Source organism: Lacihabitans soyangensis (genome assembly GCF_024343775.1).
Lineage (GTDB): Bacteria > Bacteroidota > Bacteroidia > Cytophagales > Spirosomataceae > Leadbetterella > Leadbetterella soyangensis.
Genome location: NZ_RJUF01000180.1, coordinates 125139 through 151907 on the forward strand (window position 1 = coordinate 125139; position 26769 = coordinate 151907).

The window sequence follows — 26769 nt, forward strand, 5'->3', positions numbered from 1 at the left end:
AGTATATAAATCAAAAAAAAGCCCCAATCTCTCAGGGCTTTACTTTTGCGTCTCACATACTCACTTCTCCCAAAGCACCACCTGGCTTCTACCATTCAGCGGCAACAACGTCTCCACAGCAGCCACAAAATATTCCTTTCCCTTCACAAATACGCTATGATGGGCATTTACATTATTATGCCAGTCAATCTGATGCAAGTCCAGAGCCGTCAAATCCGCCAACACCACCTTACTTGAGGTAGATTTCCTAAAAGCCTCATAATTGCCATAACACTTATCTTTCAAGTTATTCGCACCACTCCAGGCAATATTCCAACTGCCATAGGTCGGTGCAATCGTCGGCACTCCACCAACAACCCCATTCCAAAGAGCAATTCTCGGAGCAAACTTCGCTCCGCCCTGGTTAAACCTCGGGCTAGCTCCTATCTGCTCCACAGTAGCCATTCCAGCCTCTACGGCCACAGTACTTACTTTGCTCACAATCTCAAACACAAACCCTCTCTGAGTTTCAGGAGTTTGATAAAAATCAAAACCAGTAGGTAAAGGCACACGCTTCATCACATTATCTCCTTGGTCAAGCTCCCAATCGAGCTTAATCCTGTTCAACCGCTCAGGCGTTCTAGATGCACTCGGCACAACCTTCTTAGTCCAGTTCAGCACTGTCGGTCTGGTCAGTATCTCATTGCCAAAATACGCATACATAGTCCGGCTATTTACATTAAAATAAATCGCCAAATTAAACAACTTCCTCAGCTCCTTTATCAGCTCCGGAATCGTCACCTCAGGCAAATGATTAGCATAAGTAATAGTTGTCGCATCATCCAAGCTGAAGCAATTATACACCACAGCCCTCTTAAATACCTCACTCTCAAAAAAATCACCTTCAAACTTAAAATCACAAAGCTCACCTATCCGCTCAAACACCCATCTTAAAAACAGCATTGGCACCCGAGCATGGTTATTCAATGATGTCGAAGTGACCCACTCATTCATTTTTCCATTCCACCCAGCCTGCACATTCGTACCATAAAAAGCACTATTCGCCACCGTCGGCCAGCACAGTATATCTGTCAAATGATTAGCCGCTATCACCGGAGGCTGAGCGGAGCCAAAGCCCGAGCTACCCAACGGCAACTTATTCATCAAAACATTCTGATACTCACCAAAAATCTCACTCAAATTCTGGGTAAAAATCACCACATATTCCGTTTCAGTGCAATCCACCAATTCTATAAAACCTCGCTCTATTACATAGCCATCAGCTATTTTCTCGCAGTAATATTGCTTATTCGGGTACTTCATCCCAGGTTCTCTAAACCACCCAAACAGCTTATCATTAATCGGCGAAAACGGCAAAGTAAAATCATTCACCAGGCTACCACGCACAGTATCAAAATCAAACAAACTATTCCACCTCATCAGCTTCACAGTTTGCCCAGGACTCATATCAGCCCAAACCCCATCAATCTTTATTCCATACATATCAGTACAGCCGCAATGCTTTGCGGCTCTATTTATTTACAACTTCGACTTATTCATATTCTCCTTCAACCTATCCAACGCATGCAGCACACCGCTCGACCCATTATCCTTCGAAGCAATATCCCTCAAAATCCCCGTATGCGTCTTCAGCACCTTAGCGGTTTCAGCAGTATTAGCAGCCGTTTCCTTCTGAAACTTCTTCATTTCCTCCTGCATCTTCTTATTTTCCGCTATAATAGCATCGCTACTGGCCGAGCTGCTATTATCCGCATAATTTCCACCGCCAGAAGACCCGCCACCGCCATCGCTTTCATAAACACCACCATCAGCAAACATCCTGGCTCGGCTCACAGTCAGCACACCGCCATTGGCCATACTTATTGGAGCACCATTATTGTAGAGGCTACTATTCAACAGCCTGTCAATTACCGGCCTATTATTCTTGTAAGTATTCCGGCTCAACACCATCACAGGCTCTCCACCTTCTATTTCGCCCACCTCAGCACCAGTCATACGGTCATACATCGCTATTCCAGCCTGCCCATAGCTCGCACCATGGCGTGAGCCCTGAGCCACACCAGCATTTCTAAACACTCCACCACTTCTCGCCTCAAACTTCGTGTTCTTTATCTTCGTAATATCAAATGCCGTCTTCACACCAGCCACTATCGCCAACGCTATACCCAACGGAAACGGTGGAGTGGCCAAAGCACTCAGTATCGCCATAGACCCCTGTATCAATGCCGCCGCTATTTGCATCTTCTTATTACGCTCAAATTCCTTCTTCTTCAGTGCAAGATTTTTCTGGTCAAACTCCTCCTGCAGTCTCGTTTTCTCAGCCTCTACCTGCTCTTTAGTCTTTATGCCTTTGGCTAGCTCATCATCCAGCTTCTTAAAATTGGTCTCCTTTTCCTTCGTCAGGTTATTGATCTGCCTTTGAGTATAATCAGCGTTCAGCTTTGTTAACACCTCTATCGTGGTCAACATTACCTTACCCACATCGTTGGCATACTTCGCAAAAGCCACACTTCTCTCATTCAAGTGCTTACCATCATCCCGGGCTTTATTTTGTAGGAATGTCGTAAACGCCTGAAAATCCCCAGTCATTGCCGCATTCAGTGCATTATAAAAAGCCTCATTATTAGCCTGTCGTGCCGCATTTGCTTCCTGCTGCAGTTGCTTCTTATCCGCCTGCAGTTGAGTTTCGTTTTGGCGTTGTTCAGCCGTCAACTTATCATCTATAGCCTTCAGCTGTGCTGCCTTCGTTTCGTTGTCAGCTATGCTCTCCGCTATCCTGGCTTTTTCTGCCGCTGCCTCCTGTGCCAGTTTGGCATTTTTATGTGCGGTCTCTATCTGCAGTATTCTCAGCTTAGCATCCCACATGGCTTGGCTGTTCGTTTTCGTCAGTGCCAGCTCTATCTTAGCATTTGCCACCTCAGCCTTAAACTCATCATCCAGCAGCTTCTTAGTATCCGCCAGTTTTTGAGCCTTTATCTTTTTCTCATCAGCCAGATCTTTCTTATCTGCTATATCCTTTTTCTTTTTCGCAACTTCATCAAGCTTATCCTGCTTTGTTTTAGCATCCGCATTTATCTTCGCTATGTTCGCCTCGTGTAGTTTTTCGGCATTCTCCAGTGCCTTTTTCTTCGTAGCATCGCTGGCCATGCTTTTCTTTATGGCTTCCTGCTCACGTTTAAAATCCAAATCCGCCTTCGCTATAGCCCTTTTGGTATCGTCAGCTATAGCCTTTACTTGCATATCTTCAACTTTTTTCAGAAGTGCGGCTTCATCTTTCTCTTGCTTATCAAGTAGTTTCTTTTTTGTTTTATCGGCTTCTGTATCAACTTTCCCTTTAGCCGCTGATGATTTTTTATGATTATCTTCAACTTTAAGATTCAACTGCCTATTCAGTTCTTCGGTCACTTTAGCTGTTTTAGCGACCCTTTCCTCTTCTGTTTTTGCAGTTTTGTTGATTTGATCTATTCTAGATGCGGCTTGCTGACCTAGACTAATCATTTTTTGAGATGACACCTTATCGTCATGCTCCTTATTCAGTGCCTGTATTTTATTAAGCTTTGTTTGCTCATCAGTTTCTTGCTCTAAAATTCTCTTTTTTGCTGCCTTAAGTTTATTATCCTCAATCTCAATAACAGAATCAAGCTCATCTTTCATATTGTTAATATGAACCTCATTCATGGTTTTTGACCACCCATTTTTTATCGAGGTCATATTTTCCATGAAATTTTCTCTCATATTTTCAAAAGTTGCACTTGGGTCTAATTTAAAGTCCGCTCCAAAAAAATTAGCTGCTTGCTTTCCTGCATCCACCAATGCTCTCAAGCCATCATACATGCCTTCAACAGCTGCCAATGCAACCATCACAACAGTGCCAGCGGCTTGAAGTGCAACCGATAGTGTATTAATTACATCCCTGAGGGTTATTGAAGCATCACCTGTATCAAATAAAGCGTTTACTAAGCTTTTATAACTTTCCCAAACATTCTGCACAACCTCCCAAAGGCTCTCGAAAACAGATACCAATGGACCTGATTCAGTTATTAAGCCCTTGGTTGTGTCTATAATCCAATTCATTACATCCAATATGCCGTTGAATACTGGGTTTAGCCCATCACCCAGCAAAAGTTTTAGGCTATCAAAGTTGTCACCCAAATTACTCACACGCCCTTCCAAAGTTTCTGAAATAGCAGCCATACCACCTTGCACGCCTTCAAGCTCACCAAAAGCTAAAATAGCTCCCTGAATAGCTTCTGGAGTATTGGCCACTGTTTGTTGAACGCCTTTGAAAGCAAAAGTTACTTCATCTCCGCTCTTACTAGCTTGAATACCAAACTCCTTTAGCCGTTCATTTTCGCCAGTCATGGCATCTAACACCGCCTCGGTCAACTGCTCAAAGCTTTTTCCCTGCGATGCTGCAATATCTCCTAACTGTGTCATTTCTCTCATAGTAGGCTGCAAACCTCTATTGACATACTTCACATAGCTTTCAGTCAATTCATCAACAGAAAAAGGCGTTTCAGCTGCAAAATTTTTAATCATTTCCATGGCTTTACCAGCCGCTTCATGAGTACCTAATGCATTTGTAAGTACAGCCTCATACTTTTCAAACTTAGCCGTAGTCTCAAAAATGTCCTTTCCAAAATCAAAAATCGCCCCAGCAGCTTCTTTTACTAAGCTAAAAAGCCCAATACCAGTAAAAGCACCTAATGCCGATGCTTTGAAATTATCCCAAAAACCTGGTTGTTTGTCCGCTTCTTCACCAAAGCTCTTCAGCTCCGCCCGGGCTTCGGTCAGCACCGGTTTTATTTCCTCTATTTTTTTGGTGGCAGCCACCCATTCCTCGCTACCCTGTTCAGCCTTTTTGGCTTCCTTAGTCCAGTAGTCCAGAGCTGCATGCATCTGGTCAATGCTTGCAGTACTTAGGTCTATGTTGTGTTTCAGCTCCTTTTGCTCCGATTTTAAATCTCGTAGCTCTATCTGCAGGGCCTTGTATCCTTCACTTCCTTTTTCGCCAGCTTCTTTCAGTTGGCGTAGCTCCGTGTTAATATCCTTTATTCTCTGCCTATTTTCCTCCCACTTGGTTGTAGCATCGCTATCATCTACTTTAAGGTCTACAATAGCTTCCTCACGAATATTCATTATATATCAAAAAAGGTACGCTGCCAATTTGCAACATACCTTTCAAGCTATATAGGACAGGATTTTGTAAAGTCGCCATGCGTGGCGGCTTCGAAGAAAACGGGAGAGACTACGTAAGCGGTTAGCCTCTTTATTCCCGTCTAAATAAAATTCCCCCACTGGGGGTTAGGGGGCTACACCGCCTCAGCCATAGCCTCAAACATCCGCCTGAGCCGTATAATATTAAAATTCACATTCCCAAGCTCCATAAACGTATTCTCGTCTCTATCTTTCAGACACATTTCAGTATTTATAAAATCCTGCATTTCTTGCAGTGGCTTTATAAAATTATTCAGCGACCCACTCTCAGCCGAATGACATTCTTCTAGTAGCACAAACAACGGCATCACATTCACATGCTTTCCATTCATTGGGTTCTTTATCAAAAGATACTCAGGCCCTTCGTTTTTATTTTTCATTTTTAAAATATTTAGCTGGTAATACAAGTTTTTGTCTTCTACATAATTTTATCGTAGCAATAGTCCGGATTATCTTATTTAAGTCCCTATTGCTCTGTTCCCAAAGTAAATTCCTTAATGTTCGTGTCATATATTTTGTTATTAATTATATTAACTTGTTATAACTTGTACAAATTAATATAATTAAAATTATCTATGCAAACATTTTCTAATATAAATTATTATAACTTATATTTGTTGTATGAAGAAGATACAAATAGAGATCAGTGAAGAAACTCATGATGGCTTACTCGATGAGCAATTTAGGAGAAAGAAGCTTAAAAGCTCAAGGACTTCACTTGCAGAAATTGCCGCAGACTTGTTAGAATCACAAGTTGTTGCACAAAAAAAAGCCTCTCAATCTTGAGAGGCTTTTTTTTATTTTCGAAACTTTTATAATCCAGATTCTTTCTTTTCTACTTTCAGCTTGGCTTCTTCCTCATTCCAAAACTTTAATTTTTCTTGAAATTCCTCTCTGGTTAATTTACCAGCACTATAATCTGCACTTAGTAACTCCTTCTCAGTTTTTATTTCAACTTCCATTTTCTGATACAATTCTTTGATTCTTTCATTATTGGCCGCATACTTTTTTGAATTATCTGGAACGGCTTCTACATTAATGTTTTTTTGAGTTAGGATTCCATTGTACTTCAAGTCAAAATTTGCGTCACTCATCGTTAGGTAAACAATACCTTCAATAAAGCCTACAATTGCTGGTATAAAAGTCAAGCAAAATATCAAATAAATGATTCCAACACCCACCTTACCAAGGTAAAATTTGTGTATTCCAAGTCCGCCAAGTAAAAGTGCGAAAATTCCTGCTGTAGTTCTGTTTTTCATATTTCTAGCATTTTTTTAGATTAATAATGACCAATCATACAAAAAAAAAGACCATGGGCAAAACCCACGGCCATTCCAAGTACATAAAAGTATAATCAGCGTCTATCTCTAACCTTTTTCAGCCATACAGCCAGAAGTAGCAACGGCCATATCACTAAGCAAATCCCAAAATACAAAATCACCGAAGCCCTATATCTCATCGGCGTTTCATTCCAAAACTCCCTTGCCAAATATATACAAGGCATCAGCCCTACTGCATAATAAATCAACCAATATCTTTCCATCATCAAATATAATCATTCTAGCGTACAGACGCAATGCATTGCGTCTCTCAAGTATCCAAAAACCCTCTCACATTCTTGAAAATCTCCTCAACACCCATCCGCTCACTATCCATCACCACATCCGCCCAATCCGCATTCAATTTCCGCTCAATATACCCAAAGCTCTCAGCGTGGCTTTTTGCAAAGGGGTACGGTGGCTGAGCGGAGCCGAAGCCACGCCTTTCAACCCGCTTCCTACTCTCCACCTCACTTACCAGCAGCCGCACCCGAGTCATCCGCATCCGCTTCGTTTCCAAAGCCTTCAATACCTTCGGGTGCACTTGGTTGGCCGTTGTAGTTTCATACACAATATTACTCTTAGCCGCATGTATGGCCGCTAGCATAGCATTCCGAGCCAAATACTCATTTTCAAAATCAATTGCCACTCCCTTCAGGGAGTGGGCCCTAAAATCATCAATCACAATCCTACACCAGCCCTCAGCCTCAAACATCCTCCCAATCGTACTCTTCCCAGCACCAAGGTTACCCATCAGCATCAGTGCCTGCTTCATTCTTATAGTCTCGTATATGCCCTTCCACTAAATCCAGTTGCCTTAACACAGCCACCAAAAAAACACCCAAATCCCCAGTATCCTTAGGCATTTTTTGTTCTGGCGGAAACAACTCACTCAGCACCTTCAGTTGCTTATAACTACACACCTGCAGAAACGAATACGCTTCTTTTTTCTCCGGCTCTTTCCTCATCGGAGGTGGCAGTGGTGGGTTCTTAAACTTCGGAAAACCCACGGCTTGGCTTGGGCTCACAAACATCGGAAAATTAACCGTCAAATACATGGCCCCTACCAAAGCAAAGATTAATCCTACCACAAAACAAAGGAACTCAATCATACAAATAATAATTTTAAAATATTCATCAATCTCAATTCATCTATCGTACAGACGCAATGCATTGCGTCTCAAGTGTAATTATTCAATAATCTCAAACCCAATCTCAATAACAGAATCTGAGGTATCTATTCTTACTTCCCCAGCCACCCTTTTCGCCAACAGCTCCGCCACCCTATCCAGTATCCTTCTCCTGGTCACATTCACCAGCTTCATTTTAGTTTCGTTGTACCATGTACCAGAGTACTTTCTTCTGGTCACTTGCACACTGCCCATGCTTTTACTTATTGCACTGGCCAGCCGTCTAATGGCCACACTTTCGGTAGGTATTCGGCCAGTCGCTTCGTATCCAGGCACCCATGCAAAATTATTTACGCCCTTCAGCTTCACCCAAGCCTGTAGTTCCTCTATTGGAGGAGCTTTACCAGCCCATCTAAGATTCTTCATATCGCGATATCGGCCGTATTCATGAAAATTAATACTGCCCACCACGCCTTCAGCCTCTTCCGTAATCATATGCTCAATGTCATTCATGAGGTCAGCACTAGCCACTACATCCTTATTAGCAATAGCCTTCTGAAAAAACGCCACACCCTCAGCAATCGTCTCCGGCAAAATCTCCCTTATCGCCTGCCTGATATCATCTCCAGTCTCACTCATGATACCAATTCGTTAACGGCACCAGCACCTTCGCCTGTCCGGCATAGCTCCAAGCTATTTCAAGAGCCGCATAACCATTATATTCAAAATACTCCACCACAAAGCTATAATACTCATTAGCCGCCATACTCACCGTAAAGCTCGTTTCTACAGGCCCATGTGTTAGCCAGTCGTCCATTCTTTTAGTCAGTACTCGGCTCACATTCGCACTTTGTGCACCCATCCACAGTCTCACGCCATCGTCATTCTTTATGTAGAAAGTCACATCTCCAGTTACAGGAGCTTTCACAAATCCCGCCGCTCTCATCGCTACATAATCCGCATTTAGCCCTAGGCTCGTCAATACCGCATCGCTTAGCTCCACAGGCCCTATAAAAGCATTCAGTACAGGAGTTCCATCAAAAACATCCGCAGGCGGCACACCAGTAGCATTCACACTGTAGCTATAAAACTTCGCTGCCAATCCACCCGGTGTATAAGGCAAGCACGTCCCCCACATATTTGCGTACGCCTGAGTATTAATCGCCTGCCATTCCAGCAATGCCTTCGCATTCGCATTCGCCTTACTCTCCTCACTTCCCCATCGGTCCTTATCTATCTTTATACTAGCCGGCCCGCCTATCAGTCCGCCAGTACAGGTCTGGTTACTATAAGTTCCAAACGCCACATACTCATCGCTCAAAAACGGCGTCACAGCACAACCAGCATGAACCTCAGGCAGTTTATATCCGGTCTCGCCTGGTGTATTCAGCTTAATGCTAACAGGCTTCACAGCACTATTGTCATCAACATAATACTTCTCTATATGGCTCACATGGCGTTTCCCAGTCCGCTTCCCAAACCCGTCCAGCTCGCAGCCGCCATACGCATACGTCCTCCATCCAGTAGGCCTTTCAGCTTCAGCCTCCATCTCTGGCAAATCCGAAAACCCCGATTCACTGTTTGTATATCTAAACACAAACGTCCTACCTATCAGCTGTTCTCTACTATCAAGCGTATTATAGGATTCATCCATCAGCATCAGCGGTATATGCTCCCGGTCAGTCACTACATACACATCCTCACTAAAAGCCAGCTCTTCCAGCCAAGCCCTTTGTTTAGCATCCAGCCAACCAGTCGACACCGTCAATTCACGCTCACCAGTCACATTATTAATCACTACCTCAGCAAAACTCGCCAAACTCTCAAAAGGCACAATCCGCTCCGTAGTTTCTCTGGTTACAAACACATTCTCCGTAATTCTCCCGGTGCAAGCCAGCGTATCATATCCGCCCAGGCTATTTCTAAATATCAATATCCGGCTGTCATCATAAAAGCTCCAGTCCACCTCATAGGTGTTCATCTTACTCACCACTGCATCATTCTCATTCACCAGCCACACCATATACCTAGCAACCTTTTTAGCTCCAACAGTTGCCGAGGCTATCACATCCAATCCACACGGCACCTCATACACATTCATCGCCTGTGTATTCAGCACACTTATAGTCTGAGCCGTAGTATCAGCAGTGCCATCTGTGTACCATCTAAAAACCCTCAGCTTCAGAGCAAAAGGGCTCGGATTCATATTCGTCAAAAAATACAAATACACCGGTTGGTTCGGCAAAACCTTGCATCCAGGATTCCACGTCAAAAATCCCTTAGTCTTAGCAAACCACTTCCCAAAAAACCTCGAATTCCATTCTTTCCAATACTTTTCATTAATACCGGCTCTGATGGCATACATCGTTTCACTCGTGTACGTACTCAGCACGGCGGCACCATTCTTCACAGTCGCCACAAACCTAAACGGCCTCACCAAATCCACACACGGCCTGATATCCAAAGAAACTCCCCCTTTGGGGCGGTCCGGCGTTCCGGTTGGGGGGCTTGCAGCCACATAACTCTTCAGTATTTTATCCACCTCAAAAAACGCCCCTTTAGCTATCAAAGCACCTCCCAAGTCTTCCACGGGTTCCTCTACCGTTTCCATTTCGGGCAGGTCCTCCCATGTACTCGCATTCGGAAAAGGCCTCACCTGCAGCTTCAAAAAATACTTTAATCCGCTTCTATCTTCTATCAGCAGATCAGCAGCATCAATATTTATCTCCACCTTGTTTTTCACCAAAACAAGATTCCCATAAGCCAAATTTTCCGCAATCAATAAATCCATATAATAATTGAAGTACAGACGCAATGCATTGCGTCTCATTAATTTAATTTACCTACACAACCTACTATTTGCACCCAGCACAATCTTACAGCTCATCTTCCAGCCGGTGTGGGCATCTATCCACTTCTCCAGTGTCGGTTCTATTTCCACATCACTATCAAACTCCACATCACCCTTTCTATGTGCAAGTCGCAGTTGTCTCTCAAACTCCAGCAACACGCTCAGCGTCAAATCTTCCACATACATTTCGTCATTCTCCACATCCTCAGCACTACCATTCTTATTCAGCTTGCCTATGCACGCTATTTCAGAATAAAACACCGTCGTAATATTTCCCATGCCATTGTCTCGGCTAGCTACCACAGGCCGGCAGACATGTATTAGCGGATAACCAAACTTCGTATTGCTCCGGCTCATGTTCGCTATCTTGGCCGCAGAACCATAAATAAACTTATTTACACCCTCCAAAGCCAGAGCCTTCTCCTCCAAAAAACTCTTGTAGGCCGTCAAATTACCTGCTATCATCCCTTTGATTTTTTAAAATTTCCTCTTCCCTTCGTTCCACCTTTTTTTGTTTGTGCCTCAGGTACAAAAACAAATTCACCACATTGCTCTCATGCACTTTGTCCAGGTCGCCCATGGTACCTTCCTCGGCCACATCTTCCAGCATGCTCAGGCATCCTTCACCGTTCTTAAACAGCGGCTTACCATCAGCACCATTAAACAGCTCCTCATTCCTGGTCACAAAATCATTATTCATCTTCTCCCAGTACTGAAACACCGCCAGCAGAATTCCAAACGGCACATTCCTAAGCAGCTCCTCCCTTTCATCAGCCAGAGCCATATTAAAAGGCTCTCTAACATCACCATTCCATGCCTTCGGATTCTTCCTAAACTCCACCAAGTCCACCCGCTGCGGCCTACACAACAAAGCCACAATCTTAAAAAAGAAATCGCTATTCTGCCCCCTTTTTAAGGGGGTTGGGGGTTTAGTATACGCCAAATAATAAATATTAAGCAAAGCCCACTCTATCGCACTCGTATCCGCATAATCCTCAGCAGGCAGATACATCTCCATTTTAGCCCCCTTTACAAGGGGGTTGGGGGTTGGTACCACAAACCACTCAAACGGCTTATTCTCCACCCTTGCCGTAAAAGCCCACCGAATCAAACACATCACCTGAGTCTTTTGCCAGTTCGTCAATATCCTCCAGCCGTCCATGCTCAGGTCAGGTATTAAACAAAATAAGATAGACAACTTCACCTTATCTATCTTATCCTCATTCTTATACTCTTTCGCTATATTCAAGGCCTGTTGAGCCACCAGCACGCCAGATATTTGGTTCATATTACACTCACTAAAATTCTCCGGCACACCAAAATGTTCATTACCTATCGTTAACTTTCGCATTCAATTCCTTAATTTTTTCCTCCAAAACCCTTATTTGCTCCTTCATCACCTGCAGTCTAATCTCGTGGTCGGTAGAGCTCTCAAAAATCTTCTCCACCCTCTTAAAAATCATATTTCCAAGCCAACCCATAATCAGAGCCACCGGCAAACTACCAATCAAACTACCCACCGCATCCTTCATAATCAATCATTATAGTTCCCATTTATTGCATCTAATTAAGCAAAATCAATTTTTATTCTGCAAATTCTTCATCCGCCTTTTCCATTCAGGATTCACAGGCTTCTTCACCCGCTTAAAATCATTGGTCACTAACTCACACAATGCAGGAATTTCCAAATCAAGGTTTCTTTTTGATAGGGCAAAGTTCATATCATCAATTTCTTTAAATGTTGCAGGAGGTAAATTAGCAATATCTATAAAATGAATATTATCTTCCTTAATCCTATGAGCAGCGATCAAAGCCTCACCAATGAAGCCGAAATGCAAAGGCATTCCAATAATAGCAATTCCACGTTCCTTATTTAAAAATTGTGCCATCTCAATTAAATTTAAAAAACCAACTCATATCCCAGCACCGCACTCAGCACCACCAGGCCAGCTATCTGCACATTCTTCTTCCACACCAACCTCTTAAATTTCTTAATATCTGCAGCCTGTGTATCCCTTATCGCCTGAAAGCTCGTAATCTGCACATTCTTCAGGTCAACTCGCATTTCCATCAGCCTGACCTTCTTAGCGGCCACCACCTGCAGCTCTTTACACTCAGCCAGTTCATTCCTTTGCAAAAGCACCTTTCTAAAACCATCAGGAGTAAGCCTGATGCTATCACTTTGTGCTATTATACAATGAATCAGCCCAAAACTGAAGGCTATCGTCAGCAATCCTCTTAATCCGTACTTTTTCATCATTATGAGTATAAATAATAACCAATTCATGTTCCCTTAACTTCCTCATCTGATCTACTATCAAGCTGTCATCTTCAGCAGAAGTCTCAATCTTCTTATTCCAAACCTTCACCTTTTTTTGATTCAGGCGTATAGCCCTCAGCTCGTTAGTAGTGTGTATTATTACCCAAGCTATGTAAAGCATAATTGCAGCTGCCACAAAAGGCCAAAAAGCCCTAATAAACTCCCAAGCATTCAAAGCCCACCCACCAGCTCTAGAGGCTATCAACTTCTTAATCCAAACAGGTATCATATCGCTTTACTTTGTTTAATACAGTCACAGTAATAAATCGGCTTCAAATCCTTATTATTCACCGAAGTCTTCAGATAAAACACCCCTTCCTTTCTTGAAGGATACTTCGTAACAGACCTTGCCGAGCTGGTATTTCCTTCATAAGTGTAGATATCCGCCATAATAGCCTTCTCAAAAAGCCCTACATGGTTTCCCCAGCTGTTCTTATACACCACCGCCGAAGCCATCGGTATCCCTTCAATATCCTTAATCGTCAGCCCAAAAAATGAAACCGGCTTCACACAATTAGTTTTCCAGTTCAATGCCCTTGGAGAGAAACTAATATTAGGATCTAACCCAGCACCTCTATACCAATACCACACCGCAAGACCACAATACGCCGAATTCAAAGCCAACTTTCCCTTAGGATGAGCCTCATTCCACCGCTGGGCATACTTCTGAGTAAAACCCGTATTGCTCTTGCCCTCTATCAATCCCACATCTTTCTTAGCCACCTCAATTACGGCAACTCTGCTATCACTGAGCAAAACCGAAGGCTGTCCTAAGCTTTTAAAAGCAAAACATAAACACACAAGTAAATACCGTACTTTATAGTACTTATAAGGGTTTGTTCCCATTTTGTTAAATTTTCTAGGTTTTCTTGATAATCAAAAGCCAAATTCCCATTCCTTTTCATGAACACATAAAATTTGTGCTCATTAAAATACAAGCTAACGTCCACCACAAGTCTGGCCACAAAAAATCCAAAAGCAGCAAAACTGTGGCTCTCCACCATGCCAGCAAACGATGCATTAATATTTTCTTTGCCAAAAACAAAAAAGAAAATATTCGGCAATTGATAACTAAGCGTAGCCAGTACCGCACTTATAAGCACCGTCTTAACCAAATCAAAATGTTTGCTCTTAATCAGGCCTGCCCACTTTGTCTTGAAAAAACCCTCTGCCTTCTCCTTGAAGCTTTCTTCCTCATCTGTATTGGCCTGTTTCTCTTCTTCCAGTTTCTTGGCCTTATAAGCCATAAGAGCCTCCAAAATCTCACTATCCTTCAGTTCCATTTTTATAGAAAAAATTAAATTGTTACATATGATTTACTCGGGTCATTCTTCGCTCTAAAATAACCCTTCGTTGTAGAGCTCACTTTGTACTCCTCAGAGTTGAAGTAAGTCGGAAAAACACTCGCACTGGCATTCTTGTCAATCAACCACTTCAGTTTTTTCAAATACCAATTCGCCCTATCGTCACAAGTAGCCTGCAAAGCATTCCGGCGGTTAGCATCCAAAGCATACTCACCTTCAATCAGCGAGTACTGATCAGCATTAATTAACCTAAAATCCTCATTGATATTCAAAAACGGAATCGCCTCACTCACAGCCTTATAAGCCAAAAAATACTTAGCATATGCCTTCGCCTCAGCAATAGCATAATTCGATTCATCACCATTCCTGAGAGCATCAAAAAACGCCTTTCCAAGTTGAGGCAAAAGCTCATGTTTCTCAACCTTTACCAAATACTCTCTGATGTTCAGGTAAAACCTTCTTTTATGCCTTGCCTGTGGAAAAAACGCAGTAAACTCACTAGCATCATTGATATAAAGGCTCTTACTAATTGAGCACTCATCACTATCAATCCACTTCTGAAAAACCTTTACACCAGTCGAAACCTCGGCATTCTGATTCTTCTCCAGCCATACCAATGCCTGTTCAAGTGCCTCGTCAGCAGCTTCAAGGCTACTATCCTTCAGTTCCTTATAAGTCCACTTATACATCGGTGAGCCACCAGTATTATTCACCGCTATACCATTATCGCCAATCACCGTCACCAGCTGTGGCAAAGCCGCCACCAAAGCATAATAGCCCGATGCTATCATCAGCCTATCAATAATTTTCTGCTGATACACATTCGGTTCATACAACTCACACAGCTCATCATAAAAACTCTCCGAAATAGCCGGCACAATATATTTCAGTTCAGCCTGCTTCACAAAACTCTCAAAAGTCTCCCAGGTAATACTTTGCTGTACGCCACCCAGCACGCTCTTCAGCTCAGCTTCATTTTTTATTAACATCAGACTTTTGTTTAGTGGTTGGGTTGCTTTCACTTCCAGCAGGAGTCACATCAAAAGTGTACAGCTTAATATCTTTAAAAACCAAAACCTTATTTCGGCTCCATCCCATAATCTTTTTCAGTATCTGAAAATCCTCCAACAACAGCTCCCGGTCGCTATAAGTCAAAAAACCCTGTTGAAAATTCGCAGTAGCCTCCAACTCCTTACCAGAAGTTCCAAGGCCATTTCCTGTATCAACCCCAACCATCGACGGTAGCAACCTGTGGCCACTGGTACTTATTTGCGTCATAGAGGTCAACACCTTCATATAAGCATCATCGCTCATTGGGTTCGGCAATGGAGTTATCTTAATACCACTTTCATAAAACTTTCCATCCGTAAACACCTTATTAAAAGTGTACAGAACCTTATCCACGTTCTCAATACCAGCAAGCGAATCACCAATTTGGTCAAGCGTTTCTTGTTTCAATCGCTCCTCATCGTAGCCATCTTCGTACGCTTCTTTTTTGAAATAATCATCAGGCACCGTTATGTGGTACTTAATATTATAGCCATTATCAAGGCCCGAGTCATGAAACTTTGGAATCTTATTGGTCACTTTTGTAGAATCCTTAGTGCCCCACCATTCACCTATTGGGTGGTAAACTTGTCCAGGATAAATATCCTTCACATCAATAATACAAACAGGGTAAGCCGTTGGATTCATCGGGTCAAATGCAGGAAGCTCCACATTTTCTTCTTTCTTCCATCTCTTTGTACCAAAGTTGGGATTCAAAGCATATCTAGTCACCTCACTTTCACCATCCAACATCCTGTAAGGCCTACAATGAAACGTATCAACCCTTTCAAATCGCTCTACTTTGGCGTTAGGTGCAAGCGTCATTTTTACATAATATCTCCCACCCCAAACCAAGTCAATTGCCCTTGCCCTTAAATTCCGTTTGTATTGGATAGATTCCAAAAAATCTTCAATGGCAATTGTCTCCGGTTCTTCATCCAAAACAAACACTTCCTCACCAGCTTCAATCTTTCGGGTTCTAACCTCTACGCCCTTACCAATCATCAAGTCACGCTTGGTTCTAATCAATGACCATTTGTTAGCACTTTCAGACACAAGTAAATGCAACTCATGCATTATCTCATCTTTGTTACCAATCGGCACATGGTCAGCCTTATCAGCCTTGGCCTTAGAAATGCCGTTATAACCAATATCAGCTCCAGCTCCAAACTGAACACCCACATCGGCCACCTTGCCTCTAACTACATAAACACTTTCGGTTAATCTAACAGCCATTTTATTCGGGTCTAATAATCTCCATACCGTTGTAGGTCATAATCAAGTCAATCGTACAATCAAAAAACTCATCCTTCTTTGGTACATAGCAATTCAACACACCATTTCGATTCATCTTTTTTCTATCACCCAGTGAAGTCTTACGGTTAGTCACATCGTGTTTAGTCACAAAACTTCCGTCAGCCTTCCAAAACCCAATCGAAAAGACCGAATTCGGTTTGTTCATATCTCCCAAAGCCTCACTGATTAAAATTTTCATAAATCATTCAAATTGACAATGCAATTCTACATTTCGTATCCATTTCTACATAGGACAGGTTATTTTTGAGGTACTATTTTACATGTTTTGCAATGCTTTTTTTTGCAACCCTCAAAAAACTAAAGACTTACCTCCAAAAAGTTAATTTTTTTTGACTTCATGTCTCGCATCCGTAGCCCGCACTTTGACAGAAACGGCAATTGCCATATTCGAATTTGGAATATAAATACCATGTCCGGATTACTTAGGTCGGTAAACGTAAAGTTGATTTTGTTGAGTCATTGAATCAGGCAAACGGTTGTGGAACCTGGTCCATAGGTAATAGTCCAATGCATCAGTTCCATCTGGTGCGTACTCCCTATGCTTCAGAGGCAGGTTCTTCTCACTCTTCTTGACCTTTTGATACTCTTCGTTGACAGGTGTTGACTGAAGCTGCAGTATCAATACCTTATTGGTATGCTGATTCACCCTTAGCTTAGGTAGCCTGGTTGAATCCTCTGATAGTATATCGTTGACCAATCTGTATTTCCGCTTATGTAAAGGCCGTGATTTAGATTCCTTCCTAAATACAACCCATCCATTGGCTTTGAGCTCTTTTTGGAATCGGTCAAAATCTGGCCTATGTGTATCTGAAGTGCCTGAATTCTTGGCATTTCCAGAAGGATCGCCGTATATATTGACCTCTTTAGTAGGGTGGTTAATGTAGGTCTTACAGAACCATTTGGCATTCTGTACCACTATATCTGTGGTTTCCTTGGCTTCAGTATCTGAATTTGCTTCTTTTACTAATGTTGGTTTTATAAAGTTTGAATTAATCACCCTAACTTCATTCTTAACTTCCTGCAGAACTACTGCCCAGCAAATCTTAGCATTGAAATCAAGGGTAACATCAAGGGCTAAATCGTCTCTATAGTCATTTGAAAACGATAAATGAAGTCCTGTTTTATCGTCGTATTCATAGCGTTGTTTTTCCCAATATAAGTGCCTTGATGTTTTAAAGGCATGGTAAAAACCATCAGGAAGGCTAGTCAAGCGAATATTTGCTACCTCAACATCAAAAACTAACGGGTCTTCTCCAGCCTTTTGTTCATCCCAATATTTTTGACCTGCCAATGGGTTGTCTAAACAAGTGGCCTCCAAAATCAGATGTTTTGGAGGTGTTTTAAGTCGTTGTTGTTGTGTTAAAAATTCTCTAGCTGCAAATTCGGATTTATAAAGTTCCTCGTTTCTATAGATGTGCATTCCTTCCTGGTACCAGGCTGCAGAAGAAAATTGGTAGTGGCAATGAAAAAATTTCGATTTCGAGATTTTTTTGTGCGTATTGCCTCGAATTGCTTTTTTTAGAATCTTGTAAATAAAATCTTCTCCAACAGTTGCAGCTTCATCGACCAATAGGCCGTCTATATTCAAACCTCTGTGAGTTTCCGCTCTATCTTCACTTACAAATTGGATTGTAAAGCCGTTGATAAAACTCATACAGTACTGATATCCTAAACGGCCAACTTTTTTGTATGGACCAGGCCAATCTTCTGGAGGTTTTTTGCCAACTACATAATGTCCAAAAGGATTAGCCTTTGAATATTCGTAAATACCCATGTATTCAAGCGATTCCTTGATTACAGGTAGGGTTACCAGGTCAATCGTTACATATGTTACGCCAGCGAGAGCAAACTTCGCCCTTGGCATTTCTCGGTAAGCCATACCTACAACCTTACCGATGGTATCTGTTTTTGCACAACCCCGACCGCCCAAAAAATCTTTTATTTGAGCACGAGAACCTAAGAACTTCTGTTGCTTGAGGTTGGCAAAAACCTTCAATTTGTCTTTATTTGCCTCAATCATCGGGATCTAGTTCTTTTTGGCGTTGGTGTAAAACATTGATATTGTTGGTGAAAACAAAAGTCGATGGATGCTTGAAGTCATCTGGATCCAGTCCTTGCATTTCAGATTCAAATAAGCCTTCGAGCTTGTCAGCTTTCTCCCACAGCTTCCCTGCAGCTTCGTAGTCTTTATCTTTAAATGCCAAGTTGGCAAGTGTTCTGTAGAAGTTTATAGAAGCTCTTTTCTTACCAACCCTGTCAGCTTCACCTACAATGCCATAAATCAGATAGGCCTCCTTAACAATATTGTAGGCTTGGCGATATTCGATTTCATATTCTTTGGTAAGTACTGAGCGAATAAACTCATCTGTACGGCCGATATCAAAAAGAGAGAAAACCCGACGAATCCTTTCAAACTTGGTTCTTTCGGTTTCTGTGAGAGATTCTTTGTGCGGAAATTGTGGGTCTGGCTCAAGCAATATCTCATCATTGTAGAACCTCAGATACTTCTCTATCTTGGTTTCGTCTACCTTCAGTAATGCCTTTGCTTGTTTTAGTGTAAGTGCTTTGCTCACGCTTTGCTACCATTTTTGATTTCTCAAAGCAACAAAGCGTGAGTGAGGCAGTATAGGACAGGATTTTAAAACAACCCATTACAAAGCCCAGACAATGCCTTCAAAGCATTCTCTTTGGCTTCATCTTCGTTGGGTTCGGGGTGGAAATTCTCCAACTTGCAGCCCTCTTCAATAAAGTGTGACATTGAACGTCCCATTTTTTTTCCTTTCCTGGTATGTTTATCATAGGCAAAGTCCGGCACCGGTCTGAACCTTGAGCTGTGGCACCCAAACACATACACCGTTTGCCAATCTACATACCGGCTTTTCTTGGCTCTACAGAGCATTATCACGGCATGCACTAGAAACAACCTTTCCGGAAAGTGCTTATCGTCCTTTTTCTTGGCCATGTCCTTCCACATTTGGTAGAGGCTGTTGATCTCAGTACTGATGCCAGGAGTAGCGAAGCCCACGTCTTCGCTACTGATTACTTTCAATCTTTTCCATGCATATTCTGGCGTTTTGAGGCTCAGTTCCACCGCCCAAAACAGTGCATCATCTTCCATCCCTCTCCTGATACATTTCTGAAAAGCCGAGCTGGCTTCAAAAAAATCATATCCGTTTTCTGTCTTTATCTCGCTGATCATATCGATAATATTGTTAATCGTCCGTTTTCTACTTTAATACTGCAGGTCATTCCCGCTTCAAATCCAGCTTCTTTCAGCCACTCTCCTTTTAGCAGGAGTTGAGGTACAACCTTCAAGTCCCATTTGCGTTTTTCCCATTTCTCTTGGGTTTTTATTTTCCTAAATTCTTGCATACATTTGCCTCTGTTTAAATTTATTAGTGAGATAATCGGTTTGAACAAACGAAAGCCTGATTCCCGTCAGGCTTTCACTTTTTAGTCAAAAAGCTTCGTTTGGTTGTCTTCATAAAAAAGTGGTAAATCATTCCAACCCAGCTGTAGAGCCTTTTGCACACCTCCTATTTTCATATTTGGGTTTTCCTTTACCATGGCCACTAAAGCCTTTTGTTCTTGAGTCATTACTCGTTTTTTAGCTCGCTTTGCCATATTAGAAAGGATATTGATCTGTTGAAACCTTCACAAACTCACAGCTCTTAATCAAGTGCTCAGCATAGTAGTCTTTTATCTGAAAACCAACTACCTCCTTAAACTTCTCCTCTACTCTCTCCTTCAGCACCAATCTTGGATTCTTGTATTCACCAGGCTTGTAGCTTTTCACAAACTCAAGCACATCATCAATACCGATTTCCATTCCACACTCTTCGCTAAGGGCTTCAACTTTCACATCGATGGCAATGGCATCCTCAAAAAACCATTTCTTAGAGATGTTCCAGTTTTTATCTCCCCAGCGTTCTAGATCTGCTTTCTTCAAGCCATAGAATTTTTCCGATATCACCGTTTCTTTGCTAACATAGTTCTTGGCATCGGCTTCAAGGTCCTTCCACATCTTTGCTAGCTCATAAGGATTTGTGGTGGTTTCAATTATCTCCACAGGATTACTCAAATCCACATGCTCAGGTACATTTACATTCACAAAGGCCAGATGAGCGATATTGTAAACATTGAATTTTTCGCACAGAAAGCCATCGTGGCGGCTTATCGTTACCTTTTGGGCTGTACGTTTGGCAAAGCCCTCATAGTCGCTTCCTTCGCCATGTTTTTTAATGTGGCGTTCAAAATTCGCCCCTATTTTTACTTCAGCTTTCTTCATGTCAGTAGGCTCTGGCAAGTCTTTTGATTTTGCTTTTTCCATACTTAACTTCCTCCCAGATTTCGGTGAGCTTACTTTTACAAAAACTGGCTTTTTCGATTTCGATTTCTGCGTTTGCATTTTTACTATAAAATTTAAGTGAAACATTATTTTCTCCTTTAAAAACCAGCTTTCCTGGTATGTCTTTAATTTCTACTATCTGATTGAAATACAACATGTTATTTGCGTTTTGACAGTACGAACGTACGACTGATTAACAAGGAGCCAAAACAGTGAATCTTAAATTTTTAGCCAAGTTTTCCACAGCCTTTTTGGCAGAATTGGGCACAAAAAAAGCCCCGATTTCTCAGGGCTTTTCAGCGAAACTATACTCTACTTAAAGAAACACCTTACGGCTCATTTCGCTCTTCATTCGTGGGCTCAAGGCCTCCTTCATTATTGCCTTTTATTGAAAATTCCTCAATATCCTCTAGAGCATTTTTTAAATGACTATCAAAATTTTCAAGAATAATTTTATCATAATCTAAATCATGCTCTTTTATCAATATATCTAAAATTGAATTTAGCACTGCATTATTTAAAAGTGCCATCTGAAGATTCGCCTTTGCCAAACCATCAGAGGTAAACTTCATATCCTTAAATTCCGTAATCTCAGTTGTTTAAAATGGTACTTTAAAATTCATTTGGAACTGGTGGTTTCTAGTACCAGTTTTTCTTACGCAAATTACATATTCGCCGAAAAATCCTTGCAATTCGCCCAATATTTTTTCCAAAGTCTCCATATTTCTAAACTCCGCCAATCCTCCAGAGCCTACCCAAGTATCGCCGTAGTGGAAGTAAAACCGATTATCACGCCAAATCTTCCTATGCAAATAAGCATTAAGCCCACAAATCCAATAATCCTCCTGGTATCGCTGTTCAGGTCTAAAATACAGTTTCGAGCCTTCCAATAACCCAAATGCACAAGTATTCACGTAGCCACTCAGCTGGATGGGTGCCAAACTCGCATAAGTAAAAGGTTTACCTGAGGTATTAAATCCAAACAAAAAAGCCCCAGACTGTCTGGCAGCTCTGGCAGTGGCTTGTATAACATCAAAAATCTCCTGTGGACTCAATTTGTCCTTTTCACCTGTTTCGGTATAAATCCGCTTCATATACATCAGGTCATCATCCATATGAAACGCATCACCAAAATACTCATACATCCATTGGCGTTTCCAGCTAAGGCCAATAATTGAGTCAGGATGGGTCACAATCTCAGCATCCGGGCAATGTTCGCGATACTCACCCAATTGGCTCTCAGGTATGCAAATAATACTATTCGCCACTTTCTTATGAGTAGTAATCTTATCAGCTCGTTTGTGCGAAGCAATAAGCACCTTTATCTCCCCCACTGGGGGCTGGGGGGCCGTCATTTCCTCTGCCATGCTTCAGTAAATTGTTTAGCGGTCATCACATAGCTTTCTCCCACATTGCTGGTCTTATAATCCTTGGCTTTGCCAAGTCCAAGCACCTCACGTACATAATTCTCATCAATGCTATTTTCGCACATAATTATCACTGCAGAGTACTTCTCAGAGTATTTGGGCACTATCGGCATTTCGGGCTCATCACGCATGGCCTTTTCGTTTCCTGTGTCTAGGTCTTTAGTCAGGTCATCCATGCTGATATTAAAATCATCAAGATTCACATATTCCTCAAACTCATCATGTAGCATCTGCAGGTCAAACTCCCCGGCATGAGTATTCTCAATCACCATGATTTCCTTCAGCTCCACATCTGTCAGTTTCCTCACGGCAGTTCTTACGTCTATCACCATATCGCCCATGCCATAGTCTCTAAGTACCTGGCATCTCTGGTGGCCACTAAGGAGGGTTCCATCCGCATCCCTTACAGGAATACCAATCAAGCCAAATTTCTGCAGTCTAGCCCAAAGTTTTCCTTTCTCAAGCTGCTTTATCTTTCGTGGATTCAGCGTATGAGGCACCAGCTCAGCCACACTTACCTTTTCGGTCACAAACAATTCCTCAACCTTCATACAAATTCTCCCATTTATCGGTTAAAACGCCATTTCCTTCCTGATGACTTAGCGGAGCAGAAGTCACAAACAACCATGTAAACCGCTTCCCTTTAGCAAAAACACTACGTTTAACATCAAAAGACACATAACCATGTTGGCTACTCGATAAGGGCTTTATTTGAGCTTTAAAATTCAACTTCGTAAAAATCCCAAATCTCACTTCCACCAACAGTTCACCGGCTGGAGTGGCAGCTTTGTCATTTTCTAGCTCAAAAAACATCCGAACAGTATCCTTATTGATACGCTTGTTTATTTTATTACTTACTTTCATAACGTACTCATTAACTGGTCAATAGTATTAATCTTAATCGTCGCAATGCTTATATTCTTATTTTGTGAAGCTTTCTTCACCTCAGTCTTGGCAGCTGCTAGTCTGGCCTTAAATTTACTCAAAGAACTCTCCAGGCTTTTTTTCATCTTATGCAGTGCCAACTTATCTCTCGGCAACGACTTCACAAACTCACTATCATCAAAACTCACCAATTCTGAATTTAATTCTCCAGGTCCTTGAGCGGAGTCGAAGGCAGCCGAGACACGCTCCCCATGCCTTTTAAAATAATAAACCTCATCGCTCTTATTTACATACTCCTCTCTCAAGGCCTTAATTTCCGTCACAAGTGGCAGTTGATTACTATCGCGAGGCATCTTAGCCAGCTCATTGATCTTCTTATTTTTCCGCATGTCTACTTCATGCAACTCTGCTTGTATAGCCTCCAGTTCTGCAGCTTCATCAAAACTTTCATCTACTATCAAACAATTTGGATTCAATCCTCTCTGGGTTTCCGAAGGTACTTTTACATTAATATCAGCACGAGGTGTAAAAATAACCTTCTCAGGCTTCGCAATCATTGCAGGGTCAAAACCCTTTAAATCCTGCCAAATCTTCCTTTTGGCTTCCAAATCATCCTTAGTAGCAAGACCGTGCTCAAACAGCTGCAGAACACTATCAAAATGAGCCTTAGCCAATATCTTCTGTCTTCGTAATTCCTTATCATCCATGTTACGAAAATACAAAAAAAGCGGCAATTGCCGCTAAGACGTAATACTTTCAAATGTTGTTGCCTGAGTGGAGTCGAAGGCTGGCGGCTCAGTTCTATCTCAGCAACCTCATAAACCCTTCAATAGCATCCACATAATCACGCAATTCGATGTATTTCATGGGGTCTTCATAAGCCTGAAATTCATCTGCAGTAACTTCATTCACTATTTGCAAGTGATCATGCACAACAGACTTAAATTCCTTGATAGAGCTGATATCTTTCAGCAATTCAGCGAGAGACGGAATATTCCTTTCTTCGAGTAGATACATAAGTTCGGTTGGTCACCGCTTACCCATTATTGCTTACGCAAAAACAGACAGGGACTCGCACCCCATGCCAACCGAACAGTTTCTTTCGGTTGCGTAAGCCAATAAATAATGAGTAAGCACCACAAATATAGTAAAGACGCAATGCATTGCGTCTCACAGCAGCAATAAAATCATAAAGACGCAATGCTTTGCGTCTCACAGCATCAATAAAATCATAAAGACGCAATGCATTGCGTCTCTTAGGCACAAAAAAAAGCCCGAGACATCGCCCCGAGCTTTTCCAACTAATCTAAAAAATTCAATATTACTTTTTCACTTCAGCAGGCTCCCCTGCATCCTTGACAAGAGCCTTAAATCCAGCCAATTCATTCTGGAGTGCCGCTATGGTCTCGCTCATCGTATCTGCAGACTTCTGCAAACCCTCATAAGCCTCTTTTACAGTTGCAAGCTCCGCACTTACTGCAGTTAGCTCTTCCTGCTTTTTTTCAGCTTCTCCAGCTATTCTTAGCACCTGCTGTTCAGCTTTTTCTTTAGCCTCTATGGCCTCCTGTAGTTCCATCTGGATATCCTCCAAATTCGATGCTGCAGTATCGTCCTGCTCTTCATCCGAGGTACCACCTGTCAAAGCCGCATTCTCTTCCACAAAAGCATCCAACTCCGCCTGAGCAGCTGCCTTAATTCTCTCCTCTCTAGTCTGTTTCATCATTATGCAGTTTGAGAGTCGTTATTAGTTCCAGTCAATCGAGCTGTTTTTTGAGTTTTTTCTTGAACTTCCTCAAAAAACGGACTTTTGGCAGCTATAGCAGCTTTAGCCATATCGTCAGTCAACACTTCCGCATCAAGCGGCACCAGGCCGAATCCTGGTATAATAGCACCCGCATTTTTGTGCGAGTCTTCGTCTACTATTCTATAGTTTTTAAGCATAAAATTAAAATTAAGCAGGAAGCGGCACCAAGTTTGGCGACAACGTAGCCAGTAGTGAGCTCTGCAATGTTACAAGTCCAAACGTCAAACCATCCACCTCTGCTTTCAGAGTATAACCACGCTTATCGTTACCCTTTTTGCCAAGAGCAAACGACTTCTTCAAGAAACCAGGATCATCAGTACTAAACACAAGAATGTACTCACCATCCTTATCTTCAATCAGAAACAACGCACCGGCATTGATGTACTTCCTCATCTCAGCTCTCAGTGCCTTGCTCTTACCAGCCATCATAAACTCTATCATGTGCTTATAAGACTGAAAACTAGGGTCTCCGCTATCATCTATCTTATAGTCAAGCGTTCCGTCAGGAAACAAATACTGCGACCACTTCTTAGTAGCCACCAAAGTAGGCAACGCCGTCAGCTCCGTTCCATCTGCATTAAAATGCTCAGGCAAAGGATAATTACCGACAACATCTTTGGCAAGTATCGCAAACAAATTACGACCACCGCCAGGGTTAGCTTGCTGGAAACATTGTCCATCCACAGCACCCAAACTCAATACAGGCATATTATTAAAGATTTAAAATTCAAAAAAAACAAACGTAGAGCCGCAATGCTTTGCGGCTCTCACACCAAAGGCTATCAAACCCCGTCGTTAGTCCAAACGTGCTTACCATTACCAAAACCGGCACCAGCTTGAGCATCAACAACAGCCGCTATTGACCTTTCCTTTATATCACGCACAATCTCCAATTCAGCCATACTTGAGCTATCATATAGCCTAGCCAAGTTTTTCCTTGTCGTAAATATTGGACGATTAAAACCATCAAGACCAGGCTCCACCATAAACTCTATACTTGTACCGTCTATTTTCGGCTTTTTCTGACCAAGGTTATAAGGCAAAGTTCCGTATCTAGTACGGTAATCGTCTTCATAGGCCTTCTTCGCAGTTCTTGAAACTAAACAAACCACTTTGCTAAGCATCTTTGTTGGAATACCCGCCACTATGGTTTCAAAAACATTCACACCAGAAGTAGCACTCAAAACAGCTGTATCTACAACATTACTTGCAGGTATTTCTCCAGACGTAATAGCCGCTAGCAATTGGTGTCTATAGCCATTAAATAACTGCAAGAAATTAGTTCCTTGAGGATTATGCACGGCCATCCAGTATGCAAGTCTCAATTCTTCCTTAGCCATTAAAGCCAATTCATCCAACAAAAACTGACCAAACGGAATCTCATCAGCTTTAATAGCCTTTCTCTGGATTGCGTTCAAATATGATTTCTTTAACAAAATCAAATCGGCTTGGCTCCATTCAAAGTTTTGCGAAATATGTTCTACCCTTGCAGACTTTGGCTTCAAAACAACAGCATCTGGTGTAGGGTTAAAAACCTTTCCAGTAGCTGTTTTTTTGCCGCCAGGTTGCCATGCACCGGTAGCCCATACATTAGTAAAAATCACCTCATTAGGGGTGTCAAATTCAGCACAATAATCCGCCATAGACGGAATTGAATTCTCCGGATCACTATCATTTTCACCCAGGTTGTATACCTCAGTAAAAAAATGATCCTTCTTGTCAGTAGCAACATCCTGCAGCTCAGCTGATATGTCACTAAGTTTAATTGAAGTCGGCATTCGCTTTAATACAATTTAAATT

37 protein-coding genes are annotated in these 26769 nt (G+C 42.0%); 1 reads left to right on the forward strand and 36 read right to left on the reverse strand.

The window, feature by feature from the left end; all coding sequences use genetic code 11:
• Nucleotides 1-60 precede the first annotated feature (60 nt).
• The 3 genes from EGI31_RS19330 to EGI31_RS19340 form a co-directional block, all read right to left on the reverse strand.
• Nucleotides 61-1482 carry a hypothetical protein gene (locus EGI31_RS19330; RefSeq protein ID WP_255038799.1) on the reverse strand — a complete coding sequence of 474 codons (1422 nt, stop codon included), beginning with the start codon at nucleotides 1480-1482 and terminating at the stop codon, nucleotides 61-63.
• 36 nt (nucleotides 1483-1518) lie between these two features.
• Entirely contained in the window at nucleotides 1519-5139 is a 3621-nt protein-coding gene (locus EGI31_RS19335; RefSeq protein WP_255038800.1) for a tape measure protein, read from the reverse strand.
• A 173-nt stretch (nucleotides 5140-5312) separates the two neighbouring features.
• A complete protein-coding gene (locus EGI31_RS19340; protein WP_255038801.1) occupies nucleotides 5313-5597 on the reverse strand; it encodes a hypothetical protein in 285 nt (94 codons plus the stop codon).
• A gap of 241 nt (nucleotides 5598-5838) precedes the next feature.
• On the opposite strand from EGI31_RS19340, the gene EGI31_RS19345 reads away from it, so the two are divergent.
• Entirely contained in the window at nucleotides 5839-6003 is a 165-nt protein-coding gene (locus EGI31_RS19345) for a hypothetical protein (protein WP_255038802.1), read from the forward strand.
• Nucleotides 6004-6029: 26 nt separating this feature from the next.
• Here EGI31_RS19345 and EGI31_RS19350 read toward each other — a convergent pair whose 3' ends face one another.
• The 33 genes from EGI31_RS19350 to EGI31_RS19510 all read right to left on the reverse strand — a co-directional run bounded on the left by EGI31_RS19350 (nucleotide 6030) and on the right by EGI31_RS19510 (nucleotide 26747).
• On the reverse strand, nucleotides 6030-6476 hold the full coding sequence (locus EGI31_RS19350; RefSeq protein ID WP_255038803.1) for a TM2 domain-containing protein: 447 nt from the start codon (nucleotides 6474-6476) through the stop codon (nucleotides 6030-6032).
• Nucleotides 6477-6807: 331 nt separating this feature from the next.
• Nucleotides 6808-7158 carry a hypothetical protein gene (locus EGI31_RS19355; RefSeq protein WP_255038804.1) on the reverse strand — a complete coding sequence of 117 codons (351 nt, stop codon included), beginning with the start codon at nucleotides 7156-7158 and terminating at the stop codon, nucleotides 6808-6810.
• Between the two features lie 124 nt (nucleotides 7159-7282).
• Nucleotides 7283-7648, reverse strand: a complete 366-nt coding sequence (locus EGI31_RS19360; protein WP_255038805.1) for a hypothetical protein — start codon at nucleotides 7646-7648, stop codon at nucleotides 7283-7285.
• 78 nt (nucleotides 7649-7726) lie between these two features.
• Nucleotides 7727-8305: a hypothetical protein gene (locus tag EGI31_RS19365; protein ID WP_255038806.1), complete on the reverse strand. Its 579-nt coding sequence runs from the start codon at nucleotides 8303-8305 to the stop codon at nucleotides 7727-7729.
• The gene (locus EGI31_RS19370; protein WP_255038808.1) at nucleotides 8298-10496 is read right to left on the reverse strand and encodes a DUF5977 domain-containing protein; all 2199 of its coding nucleotides are present in this window, start codon (nucleotides 10494-10496) and stop codon (nucleotides 8298-8300) included. The genes EGI31_RS19365 and EGI31_RS19370 overlap by 8 nt, the downstream gene beginning before the upstream one ends.
• Nucleotides 10497-10505: 9 nt before the next feature.
• Nucleotides 10506-10982: a hypothetical protein gene (locus tag EGI31_RS19375; RefSeq protein ID WP_255038809.1), complete on the reverse strand. Its 477-nt coding sequence runs from the start codon at nucleotides 10980-10982 to the stop codon at nucleotides 10506-10508.
• Nucleotides 10969-11868 (reverse strand): hypothetical protein, encoded by a 900-nt coding sequence (locus EGI31_RS19380; protein WP_255038810.1) that lies wholly within the window; start codon nucleotides 11866-11868, stop codon nucleotides 10969-10971. The genes EGI31_RS19375 and EGI31_RS19380 overlap by 14 nt, the downstream gene beginning before the upstream one ends.
• A complete protein-coding gene (locus EGI31_RS19385; protein WP_255038811.1) occupies nucleotides 11846-12049 on the reverse strand; it encodes a hypothetical protein in 204 nt (67 codons plus the stop codon). The genes EGI31_RS19380 and EGI31_RS19385 overlap by 23 nt, the downstream gene beginning before the upstream one ends.
• A gap of 45 nt (nucleotides 12050-12094) precedes the next feature.
• The gene (locus EGI31_RS19390; RefSeq protein ID WP_255038812.1) at nucleotides 12095-12406 is read right to left on the reverse strand and encodes a hypothetical protein; all 312 of its coding nucleotides are present in this window, start codon (nucleotides 12404-12406) and stop codon (nucleotides 12095-12097) included.
• An 11-nt stretch (nucleotides 12407-12417) separates the two neighbouring features.
• Nucleotides 12418-12804, reverse strand: a complete 387-nt coding sequence (locus tag EGI31_RS19395) for a hypothetical protein (protein WP_255038813.1) — start codon at nucleotides 12802-12804, stop codon at nucleotides 12418-12420.
• A complete protein-coding gene (locus tag EGI31_RS19400; protein ID WP_255038814.1) occupies nucleotides 12695-13066 on the reverse strand; it encodes a hypothetical protein in 372 nt (123 codons plus the stop codon). Before EGI31_RS19400 ends, EGI31_RS19395 begins: the two co-directional genes overlap by 110 nt.
• Nucleotides 13063-13683 carry a hypothetical protein gene (locus EGI31_RS19405; RefSeq protein ID WP_255038815.1) on the reverse strand — a complete coding sequence of 207 codons (621 nt, stop codon included), beginning with the start codon at nucleotides 13681-13683 and terminating at the stop codon, nucleotides 13063-13065. Before EGI31_RS19405 ends, EGI31_RS19400 begins: the two co-directional genes overlap by 4 nt.
• Nucleotides 13608-14120 (reverse strand): hypothetical protein, encoded by a 513-nt coding sequence (locus tag EGI31_RS19410; RefSeq protein WP_255038816.1) that lies wholly within the window; start codon nucleotides 14118-14120, stop codon nucleotides 13608-13610. The genes EGI31_RS19405 and EGI31_RS19410 overlap by 76 nt, the downstream gene beginning before the upstream one ends.
• A gap of 14 nt (nucleotides 14121-14134) precedes the next feature.
• A complete protein-coding gene (locus tag EGI31_RS19415; RefSeq protein WP_255038817.1) occupies nucleotides 14135-15130 on the reverse strand; it encodes a DUF6712 family protein in 996 nt (331 codons plus the stop codon).
• Nucleotides 15114-16424, reverse strand: coding sequence for a hypothetical protein (locus tag EGI31_RS19420; RefSeq protein ID WP_255038818.1), 1311 nt, complete (start codon nucleotides 16422-16424; stop codon nucleotides 15114-15116). Before EGI31_RS19420 ends, EGI31_RS19415 begins: the two co-directional genes overlap by 17 nt.
• A gap of 1 nt (nucleotide 16425) precedes the next feature.
• Complete coding sequence (locus tag EGI31_RS19425; protein WP_255038819.1) at nucleotides 16426-16683, reverse strand: hypothetical protein; 258 nt, start codon at nucleotides 16681-16683, stop codon at nucleotides 16426-16428.
• A gap of 240 nt (nucleotides 16684-16923) precedes the next feature.
• Nucleotides 16924-18525, reverse strand: a complete 1602-nt coding sequence (locus tag EGI31_RS19430; protein ID WP_255038820.1) for a hypothetical protein — start codon at nucleotides 18523-18525, stop codon at nucleotides 16924-16926.
• Entirely contained in the window at nucleotides 18518-19078 is a 561-nt protein-coding gene (locus EGI31_RS19435) for a hypothetical protein (RefSeq protein ID WP_255038821.1), read from the reverse strand. Before EGI31_RS19435 ends, EGI31_RS19430 begins: the two co-directional genes overlap by 8 nt.
• A gap of 65 nt (nucleotides 19079-19143) precedes the next feature.
• Complete coding sequence (locus tag EGI31_RS19440) at nucleotides 19144-19704, reverse strand: AAA family ATPase (RefSeq protein WP_255038822.1); 561 nt, start codon at nucleotides 19702-19704, stop codon at nucleotides 19144-19146.
• A complete protein-coding gene (locus tag EGI31_RS19445; RefSeq protein WP_255038823.1) occupies nucleotides 19701-19877 on the reverse strand; it encodes a SymE family type I addiction module toxin in 177 nt (58 codons plus the stop codon). The genes EGI31_RS19440 and EGI31_RS19445 overlap by 4 nt, the downstream gene beginning before the upstream one ends.
• Before the next feature lie 81 nt (nucleotides 19878-19958).
• Nucleotides 19959-20102: a hypothetical protein gene (locus EGI31_RS19450; protein ID WP_255038824.1), complete on the reverse strand. Its 144-nt coding sequence runs from the start codon at nucleotides 20100-20102 to the stop codon at nucleotides 19959-19961.
• A 28-nt stretch (nucleotides 20103-20130) separates the two neighbouring features.
• Nucleotides 20131-20835, reverse strand: a complete 705-nt coding sequence (locus tag EGI31_RS19455; RefSeq protein WP_255038825.1) for a hypothetical protein — start codon at nucleotides 20833-20835, stop codon at nucleotides 20131-20133.
• The gene (locus EGI31_RS19460; protein WP_255038826.1) at nucleotides 20795-21010 is read right to left on the reverse strand and encodes a hypothetical protein; all 216 of its coding nucleotides are present in this window, start codon (nucleotides 21008-21010) and stop codon (nucleotides 20795-20797) included. Before EGI31_RS19460 ends, EGI31_RS19455 begins: the two co-directional genes overlap by 41 nt.
• 172 nt (nucleotides 21011-21182) lie before the next feature.
• Entirely contained in the window at nucleotides 21183-21425 is a 243-nt protein-coding gene (locus tag EGI31_RS19465; protein ID WP_255038827.1) for a hypothetical protein, read from the reverse strand.
• Between the two features lie 27 nt (nucleotides 21426-21452).
• Nucleotides 21453-22220 carry a GREB1-related protein gene (locus EGI31_RS19470; protein WP_255038828.1) on the reverse strand — a complete coding sequence of 256 codons (768 nt, stop codon included), beginning with the start codon at nucleotides 22218-22220 and terminating at the stop codon, nucleotides 21453-21455.
• Entirely contained in the window at nucleotides 22205-22831 is a 627-nt protein-coding gene (locus EGI31_RS19475) for a ParB/RepB/Spo0J family partition protein (RefSeq protein ID WP_255038829.1), read from the reverse strand. The genes EGI31_RS19470 and EGI31_RS19475 overlap by 16 nt, the downstream gene beginning before the upstream one ends.
• Nucleotides 22821-23144, reverse strand: a complete 324-nt coding sequence (locus tag EGI31_RS19480) for a hypothetical protein (RefSeq protein ID WP_255038830.1) — start codon at nucleotides 23142-23144, stop codon at nucleotides 22821-22823. The genes EGI31_RS19475 and EGI31_RS19480 overlap by 11 nt, the downstream gene beginning before the upstream one ends.
• The gene (locus EGI31_RS19485; protein ID WP_255038831.1) at nucleotides 23141-23872 is read right to left on the reverse strand and encodes a hypothetical protein; all 732 of its coding nucleotides are present in this window, start codon (nucleotides 23870-23872) and stop codon (nucleotides 23141-23143) included. Before EGI31_RS19485 ends, EGI31_RS19480 begins: the two co-directional genes overlap by 4 nt.
• A 94-nt stretch (nucleotides 23873-23966) precedes the next feature.
• On the reverse strand, nucleotides 23967-24182 hold the full coding sequence (locus EGI31_RS19490) for a hypothetical protein (protein ID WP_255038832.1): 216 nt from the start codon (nucleotides 24180-24182) through the stop codon (nucleotides 23967-23969).
• Between the two features lie 304 nt (nucleotides 24183-24486).
• Nucleotides 24487-24888: a hypothetical protein gene (locus tag EGI31_RS19495; protein WP_255038833.1), complete on the reverse strand. Its 402-nt coding sequence runs from the start codon at nucleotides 24886-24888 to the stop codon at nucleotides 24487-24489.
• Nucleotides 24888-25106, reverse strand: coding sequence for a hypothetical protein (locus EGI31_RS19500; protein ID WP_255038834.1), 219 nt, complete (start codon nucleotides 25104-25106; stop codon nucleotides 24888-24890). The genes EGI31_RS19495 and EGI31_RS19500 overlap by 1 nt, the downstream gene beginning before the upstream one ends.
• 10 nt (nucleotides 25107-25116) lie before the next feature.
• The gene (locus EGI31_RS19505) at nucleotides 25117-25677 is read right to left on the reverse strand and encodes a hypothetical protein (protein WP_255038835.1); all 561 of its coding nucleotides are present in this window, start codon (nucleotides 25675-25677) and stop codon (nucleotides 25117-25119) included.
• A gap of 74 nt (nucleotides 25678-25751) precedes the next feature.
• A complete protein-coding gene (locus tag EGI31_RS19510) occupies nucleotides 25752-26747 on the reverse strand; it encodes a hypothetical protein (RefSeq protein WP_255038836.1) in 996 nt (331 codons plus the stop codon).
• Between the last annotated feature and the right edge of the window lie 22 nt (nucleotides 26748-26769).